Here is a 7,710-nt window from a genome sequence, read left to right as displayed (position 1 = left end):
CCGACAGCGTCGTCGCCGCCGCACTCGACCTACTCTGACAAAGGAGTCCCGCTTCCATGCCCACTCAGCCCACTGACATCACCGAGGTCTCGATGCCCGAGCTGGGGGAAAGCATCACTTTCGGCACCGTGACCCGCTGGCTGAAGAATGTCGGCGATTCCGTCGATGTCGGTGAGCCCCTGCTCGAGGTGTCCACGGACAAGGTCGACACGGAAATCCCCTCCCCGGTTACTGGTGTCGTTGTCGAGCTCCTCGCCGCCGAGGACGACTCGGTCGACATCGGCGAGCCTCTTGCACGAATCGGCGAATCCCCCAGCCAGGTAACGCAGCCCGACAGGGATGACGCCGTCGAAAGCACGACGTCGAAGACCGAATCCCGCGAGCAGGCCACGGAACCGGCACCTCCGCAGCGAGTCCCTGAGGCCGAGGCGATCCCCGATGAGGCCACATCCTCGCGCCCCAGCGGATATCCCGAGACGCCTGCTGACACCGGCTCCCGCGACCTGGCGGGAACAACCGTCCCGATGTCGCGCCTGCGGCAGATCATCGCCCAGCGCATGAACGAATCCCTGGCTGTTTCGGCGCAGCTCACGAGCGTCCAGGAAGTCGACGTCACCCGCATCGTCCGTCTTCGCCAACGTGCGAAGCTGGACTTCGAGCGGCGCGAGGGAGTGAAGCTGACGTTCCTGCCGTTCTTCGCGAAGGCCGTCATCGAGACGCTCGCCGCGTTCCCCGCGTTCAACGCCTCGGTCAGTGCGGACGGGAAGTCCGTGATCCACCACCACGGGGTGCACCTAGCGATCGCGGTGGACACACCGCGCGGCCTTCTGGTGCCGGTAGTCCGTGATGCCCAGGACCTGAGCCTCGGCGGTCTCGCCCGGAAGATCGCGGACGTCGCGGAACGCACCCGCTCGAACACGATCAAGGTCGACGAGCTGAACGGAGGAACCTTCACGATCACCAACATCGGAAGCGTTAAGACTCTGTTCGACACCCCGATCATCAACCAGCCACAGGTCGCGATCCTCGCTACAGGCGCGATCTACCGCCGACCCGCGGTGGTCACCGGCCCCGACGGCGAGGACCAGATCGCCGTGCGGTCCATGTGCTACCTGCCGCTGACCTACGATCACCGCGTCATCGACGGTGCGGACGCCGGCCGGTTCATCGGAGCCGTTCGTGCACGGATCGAGGAAGGTGCATTCGAGTCCGATCTGGTCGGCTGACCCTGCCCTTGCCAATAACCTCATCCACCCTGGTCATACGCGCGGGCACGGCGTAGAGGCAGGTCAACGGTAGTCACTCGAGCGGACGCATTCGCCGCTGTCGAGCGCCACGGCATTGTGATCGACTGTGCTGCTGAGACTGGCCTACCTGGGCGTGACAAACGCGTTCGCCATGCTGCGCCTACTAGGTGAGTCCTAATGATCGTAACCGTTCGCATATGGCAGACGGGAGCGGGTCAAGAGCATGGTGAACATCGAGGTGCGCGGCGCCTATGTCGATTTCGCCACCATTTTTGACTTTTCCCCGGCGCCCACACAGCCGAACTACCGCAGCGGGAGTAAGGCGTTCGGCGACATCACCTCGGTACGTCGTGGTGCCAGACGGTCGCACAACGTCCGTCCTGTAATGCCGAATAGCGGGCCAACCGCTCGCGTAACTGGCCCCACAGATGCCGGGGCCGTTGTCGCCCCCTCGGTACGTCTGATGCGGCGCGGCTCGGTCGTCAGGTCTGGGTGGCGGCCTGTTTGACGGTCTTGATCACTGGTGCGGTCTCGACGTGTGTGATGGCGGGCAGCGTGGCCACCCGGGTGGTCAGGTAGCGGTACAGCTCCTGTTGGTTCGCGCACACCACGCTCGCGTACAGGTTCGTCGGCCCGGTCGTGGCGGCGGCGAACGCGATCTCCGGATGCCCGGCCAGGGCCGCGCCGACCTGTTCCAGATAGGCGGGGACGACGGAGAGCCAGAGCAGCGTTCGGGGGCCGACACCGAACAGGTTTCCGTCGACGTCGATGTCCAGGTACAGCACCCCACGTTCGCGAAGCTCGGTCATCCTGCGCCGGACCGTCGTCGGCGACCAGCCGGTCACCGCGGCAAGCTGCTCGAACTCGGCCCGGCCGTCGGTGGCGAGCGCGGCGAGGAGCTTGCGGTCCCCGTCGTCGAGCCGCATCGGCCCCGGTCGGTGTGGCACCGGAGGCGGGCGCAGCCGCTCGACCGCCTCTTCGTCCAGCGAGCCGAGCTTGGCGACCAGGCTGTCCGGGCCGCCGTAGTACGCGTGCAGCAGGGAGTGTGCGGTCACTCCCTCCACGCGTGGGGTGCGGGGGAGCTTGGTCAGCAGCAGCGCCTCGCTGTCGGCTTCGCTCTCGGTGCGGACCGTGCAGGTGATCTCCGTGCCTCCGGAGGTGATGCTCACCCAGGACGTGTCGGGGCGGCGGGCCAGTGCCTCGGCGACCGGGACCGACGCGGCGGGCGCGCAGCGCACCCGCAGGAACCACAGCACCGCGCCCAGCGCGGTCGGGTCGACCCCGCCGAGCACCCGCACCGCCCCCGCCGACCGTAGCCGGGCGTACCGGCGGGCGATGGTGCGATCCGACACGCCGAGCACCTCGGCAATCGTGCTGAACGGGGCACGGCCGTTGATCTGCAAGGCGTGCACGAGCCGACGATCCAGCTCGTCGTAGTCGGATTCCACCGGCCCGAGCGTAGTCGGCGTCGGATATCGACGAACCGGAGCCTGTTTCTGGCGCGGCCGCATCGGCGGACGCAGCGTTGCTCTCGTCCTGATCGACACAACCAGGGGAGAAACCATGGATACCGATGTGCTCGTCGTCGGCGCGGGCCCGACCGGCCTGACACTGGCCAACGAACTGCGGCTGGCGGGAGTGTCGGCCGTGCTGGTCGACAAGCTGTCGCAGCGCTGTACGTTGTCGAAGGCGGGCGGCGTGCAGTCCCGCACGCAGGAGGCGTTCGACCAGCGTGGCTTGCTGGAACCGTTGCTGGCGACGGGAAACTACCCGATCGGCACCGCCCACTTCGCCGGTATCACGCTCCCGCTCACCCGGGACAGGCACCGGCATCCGTGGCGGTCCATCCCGCAAGTGGTGATCGAGGGATTCCTCGTGCAACACCTTGCCGCACAAGACGTCCACGTGCGGCGCGACCACGAACTGACCGGCGTCGCCCAGGACGAGGACGGGGTCACCGCGACCTTCGCGAGCGGCGGTGTCGTCCGCTCCCGTTACCTGGTCGCCGCCGACGGCGGCCGCAGCACGGTGCGGTCGCTGCTGGGAGCGGAGTTCCCCGGCACGCCGGGCACGATCACCACCGTCGCCGCCGACGTGCGATTGGGCGGCGACGACCAGGCGATGACGCACGCCCGGAGCGTGGACGGGCACTGGGTGTCGGTGTTCCCGCTCGGCACCGATCCGCAGGGCAGGCCGATGCGCCGGCTCTCGTTGGGCGGGCCGGGCCGGTCACTGCCCCGTGAGGTCCCGGTCACCGAGGACGAGATCCGTGAGGGGCTGCGTGCCGTCTTCGGTTCCCGGGTGCGACTGCTCGAACTGCGCTACGCCCGCCGTATCACCAACGCGGCCCGGCAGGCCGCCCGGTATCGGCACGGGCGGGTGTTCCTGGCGGGCGACGCCGCCCACGTCCATCTCCCGATCGGCGCGCAGGGCATGAACACCGGGATCCAGGACGCGCTGAACCTCGGGTGGAAACTCGGTGCCGCGGTACACGGCTGGGCCCCCGAGCACCTGCTCGACACCTACCACGCCGAACGCCATCCGGTCGCGGCCGCCGTGCTGCGCAACGTGCAGGCGCAGAGCCTGCTGATGGACCAGCAGGGCACCCGCGACCCGGATCTGACGGCCGCCAGGGAACTGTTCGCGGCCCTGACGCGACTGCGGGCGGTGCAGTACCACCTCGACGACATGTTGTCCGGGATGGGAATCCGCTACCCCATACCGGGCGCCGAGGAGCAGCCGCTCGTCGGTCTGCCCGCGCCGGATCACGATCTCGGCCCGGTCCAGTCGCACGAGCTGCTACGGCGCGGACACGGCGTCCTGATCGACCCGGCCGACAGGTTCGCCAAGGTCGCCGCCCCCTGGCAGGACCGGGTGGACCGCACGGGTCAGGGCGCTGACGCCGAACCGATGCTCATTCGGCCGGACGGCTACGTGTGCTGGGCAGGCAACCCGGATGACCTCGAACCGGCGCTCGGCCACTGGTTCGGCGAACCCCACTGATCAACAGCGCCCGACATTCTCATCGCCTTCCTCGAAACGCTCTGATTATGCCGATCTCAGCCGCGCGATCCCCGCCCCACACAACAACTCCCGACGCAACATCGGCATAACCACGACATCGGCGTAATGGAACCAGCAGCGCTGCTCACGGGTGCCGGGGAAGCCCTCGCGCAGTGCGCCTCAGAATCCCAGTGCCCCGTCGCCGATGGCCAGCACCGGGCGCGCATCCCGCGACGTTTGCAGTCCCGCAGCAGATCAGACCAGGACTCGGTGGAATCCCGGTAGCCGTCAGCCAGGGCGACGAGTTCCTTGCGGCCGTCGGCCCGCACGCCGATCATGACCAGCAGGCAAAGTTTGTGCTCTTCCAAGCGGTGTTGACATGGATGCCGTCCGACCACAGATACAGGTAGTCCACAGTAGTCAGATCGCGTTCGGTGAAAGTTCGGTGTTCGGTTTTCCACTGCTCGGTCAGTTTCGTGATCACCGTGGCGGATAAGCCCTTGCTGCTGCCGATGAATTGCCCGAGCGCAGGCACGAAGTCCCACTGGAGAGGCCGTGTAGGTACAGCAGCGGCAGTACCTCGGTAATCTTCGGAGCTTGCGTGCCCACGGAGGCAGGAGCGCCGAGGAAAACCGGCACCGCGCGGCCTCACCGACGAAATCACCACCCTCCGCACCGCACTCGACACCGAACGGGTCCGGTTCGCCACCGGCTCCCAGGTGCCGGTCCGGCTGCTCATCCAAACTGGACGGTGCCTGGATCAACTCACCGTGGCCGATCTAGCCGAGTTCACCGCAATCCCCTGAAACCGTAGAGGGCTGATTTGTAGGGATGTTGGTCGTTGTGGTCAGCGCCGCGCTGCTGGGGCGGGCGGGGCCGTGGGTCCGGGTGGCGGGCGCTGTACTCCGGTGCGCGTCGATGCCTTCCTCCCCTGTGAGCATGAGACGTGGGGCTCCTTCAGGCTGGCGTGTGGTCAGAGACCGCCAGATTCGAAGGAGCCCCGCCCGTCTCGGCGGAGCTGCGCATATGCTGGACAGCAGCGCCGGCCTCGCTCGCGTGACCGGGTATCGCGGTCGCACGCACAGCCGCGCCCAACAATGCCGGGCAAGGGCGATTGGTCGGCTGACGCTCCGGAACATCTGCTGGCTGTGCGGATTTTTGCGTATGCTCCACGCGGTCTACGTCGTGGAACCGACCAGCTCGGGGTGCGCCGCACTCGGCCGCGACAGGAACGACCCCTCACCCAAAACCGTTGGGTGAGGGGCAGATCCTATTGGTGTCTAAACGGAAATCAAGCATCGCAGTTTCGCATCACAACGAATCGAGCCAGGTAGACACCGCTTGTGCGGTCTCCACGACCTCTTCGCCCACCATCGTGAAGTGGTTACCTGCGACGTGTGCCGAACTGTGCTCCAGCGGCCATGTGGCCTGCCAACCGGATTCGCGGTGGTGTTCGCGGAAAGCAACGCTGGGGCGCGCGAACAGCGTGGGTGCCGGAAGCGACGTCGGCTCCCAGTTGGCGAAGATCCTGAAGTACCACCCCATCGCCGTGAGGCGGACCTGTTCGAGCGGGGCGGTACCGGCGGGTGACCCGACCATGTCCGCGATGAGCTCGGGCAGGATCGCCGCGGTCTCGTCACTGCCGGGCAGGTAGGTGTCGAGCAGGGCGAGACCGACGGGCGGCATTCCCTCTCGAGCGAGCCGTTCGGCGGCGAGGTGCGCGATCCAGCCACCTGAGGAGTGCCCGAGCAGGACGTACTCCTTCGATCGGCCCAGGTGCCGCTTGACACTCATCGCCAATAAGGACGCAAGTGTGTCCAAGGAATCCGGCAGCTCCTCGCCCGTCAGGTAACCGGGCACCGAGAAAGACGACAGGGTTCGTGTCGCGCCCAAAGTCTCGGCCAGCCGGAAATACTGCTGGATTCCGGCCATGGCACCCAGCGACGGAAAGGCAGATCAGCTCGGGCCCGCGTCCGCCTTGGCTCAACGACGCGGGTTTCAGTGGCGATGTCGCCCTTACCGGCTTCGCCCGCCGCGGCGGTTCGCCCGCTGGGAGTCTCGGTGGCGAGGCGGGGCACCAGTATCCGGCCCGCGCGCACGGCCACCTCCGGCTCGTCGGTTTCAGCCGCGAATAGCAGCGCTTCACCGATTCCGTTGCCCTCGCCCGAACGCGCATGCACCGTTGCGCGCTCCCATAACTCGACTTACGTGACATCAGCGCATCCCTACAGGTCAGCGGCTCTTACTCCTCCTCGTTACGACGGGTTCCGACGCGTTGCCACGCGTTCCCGTCCCCACGAAATCGCCATTTGGCCTCGGCTCGATTGGTTGATCGTCCGGTACTTATCAGGTCAAATTGAGACGGGTTGTGTTTAGTTGACTGCTGGCTGTTGATCGTCGGTGCCATTCTGAAATTGCGGACGCTCATGCGGGTCGGATGATTAGCGCATGGTCGCTCGTCCGTCCTCTTCGGAGGGGTGGAGGATTGCTGTGATGGCAGCGTGGGCGAGCGCGTGCTGCGTTGCGGCGTCGAGTCCGAGCCGGTCCCAGTGGAAGATCACGCGGTGGGCAGGGTCGCTCGGAGCCCGCGATGCAGGCTGGCTTGGTTTGCTGCTGCCGCGAGGGCGTGTCCGGCGTTGTGGAATGCTTCGGTTCATGGCCGGAGCGCGGCTACAGCGCCGTCCGGTCCGAAGATCGGCCCGGCGGGTCGAGTGTCATACGTCAGCAGAGTCCGCAGCTGGCTAGTCAGTGTGGTGGCCGTGGTCGGCGCTGTTGTTCGGATCGGTGCCAGGGCGCGCGCAAGGTTCCAAGGCTGTTGGTGTGCGGTGAACGGCCTGTTCACCTCGATAGGTGGAACGAACGGAACGGTCCGTTCGCTTCACGCCCGCACCTTCCCAAACAGCCCTAACACCGCGCCGAAATTAACCAGCAGGGTCGCAGGGTGATTGCGGTGTTGCGTAAGACGGCGAGGTTCTGGGGCGCGTTGCCGGTGCAGGCCCGGTGGTGGTCCTCGTTGAAGGCGACGTCACGAACGAGGTGGAGTCTTCCCTCGCTGCCCTGCCAGCGGATGAGTCTGGCCAGGCCATCAGGCACGGCGGTGGCCGGTGGCAAGTTGGTCAGGTAATGCACCGTTTCGATGCTGGCGGGTTTGCCGACCGGTCGGCGCCAGCGCCGGACCCGAACGGCCTGCCGGGCCTTCAGCGACTCCCAGCGCAGATCGGCGTCCAGGATCAGGACTTTCAGGCTGCGGGTCTCGGCCCGCCCGTGCCCGCAACTGCGATTGTGGGTGTCAAGTCGGGCGTTGTTCCAGCAAGGCCGCGTAGTTAGCCTGGATGTTGGCGTGTCAACTGGGTTTTCGTGACGTGGCCGCCACCCTGATAGCTGGGCGGGGCGTTCGGAGATCATGAAGTCGAACCAAGATCTTCATTCTTCGAGAGGCCCCGTAGCCATGCAGTGTGCC

General features: G+C 66.7%; 4 protein-coding genes and 2 pseudogenes. 2 read left to right on the top strand and 4 right to left on the bottom strand.

Translation table 11 applies throughout. From position 1 onward, the window contains the following. Window positions 1-56 precede the first annotated feature (56 nt). The gene (locus tag ACWDKQ_RS34045; RefSeq protein WP_450142876.1) at window positions 57-1,226 is read left to right on the top strand and encodes a 2-oxo acid dehydrogenase subunit E2; all 1,170 of its coding nucleotides are present in this window, start codon (window positions 57-59) and stop codon (window positions 1,224-1,226) included. A gap of 503 nt (window positions 1,227-1,729) precedes the next feature. Here the strand turns inward: ACWDKQ_RS34045 and ACWDKQ_RS34040 are convergent. Next, a complete protein-coding gene (locus ACWDKQ_RS34040; RefSeq protein ID WP_450142875.1) occupies window positions 1,730-2,695 on the bottom strand; it encodes an Lrp/AsnC family transcriptional regulator in 966 nt (321 codons plus the stop codon). Window positions 2,696-2,810: 115 nt separating this feature from the next. Here ACWDKQ_RS34040 and ACWDKQ_RS34035 point away from each other — a divergent pair, with 115 nt between their 5' ends. Beyond that, a complete protein-coding gene (locus tag ACWDKQ_RS34035) occupies window positions 2,811-4,250 on the top strand; it encodes an FAD-dependent monooxygenase (protein WP_450142874.1) in 1,440 nt (479 codons plus the stop codon). 183 nt (window positions 4,251-4,433) lie between these two features. Here ACWDKQ_RS34035 and ACWDKQ_RS34030 read toward each other — a convergent pair. From ACWDKQ_RS34030 to ACWDKQ_RS34020, 3 genes and pseudogenes are all read right to left on the bottom strand, one after another. After that, window positions 4,434-4,891: pseudogene (locus tag ACWDKQ_RS34030) on the bottom strand (transposase); the annotation flags it as partial. A gap of 670 nt (window positions 4,892-5,561) precedes the next feature. Further along, complete coding sequence (locus ACWDKQ_RS34025) at window positions 5,562-6,182, bottom strand: alpha/beta fold hydrolase (RefSeq protein ID WP_450142873.1); 621 nt, start codon at window positions 6,180-6,182, stop codon at window positions 5,562-5,564. Between the two features lie 1,005 nt (window positions 6,183-7,187). Beyond that, window positions 7,188-7,307: pseudogene (locus ACWDKQ_RS34020) on the bottom strand (ISAs1-like element ISMul1 family transposase); the annotation flags it as partial. Window positions 7,308-7,710: the final 403 nt, after the last annotated feature.

The sequence above is a fragment of the Saccharopolyspora sp. NPDC000995 genome (assembly GCF_053599315.1).
Note: the sequence above shows the minus strand (reverse complement) of the source record. Positions and strands in the feature narration are given on the sequence as shown.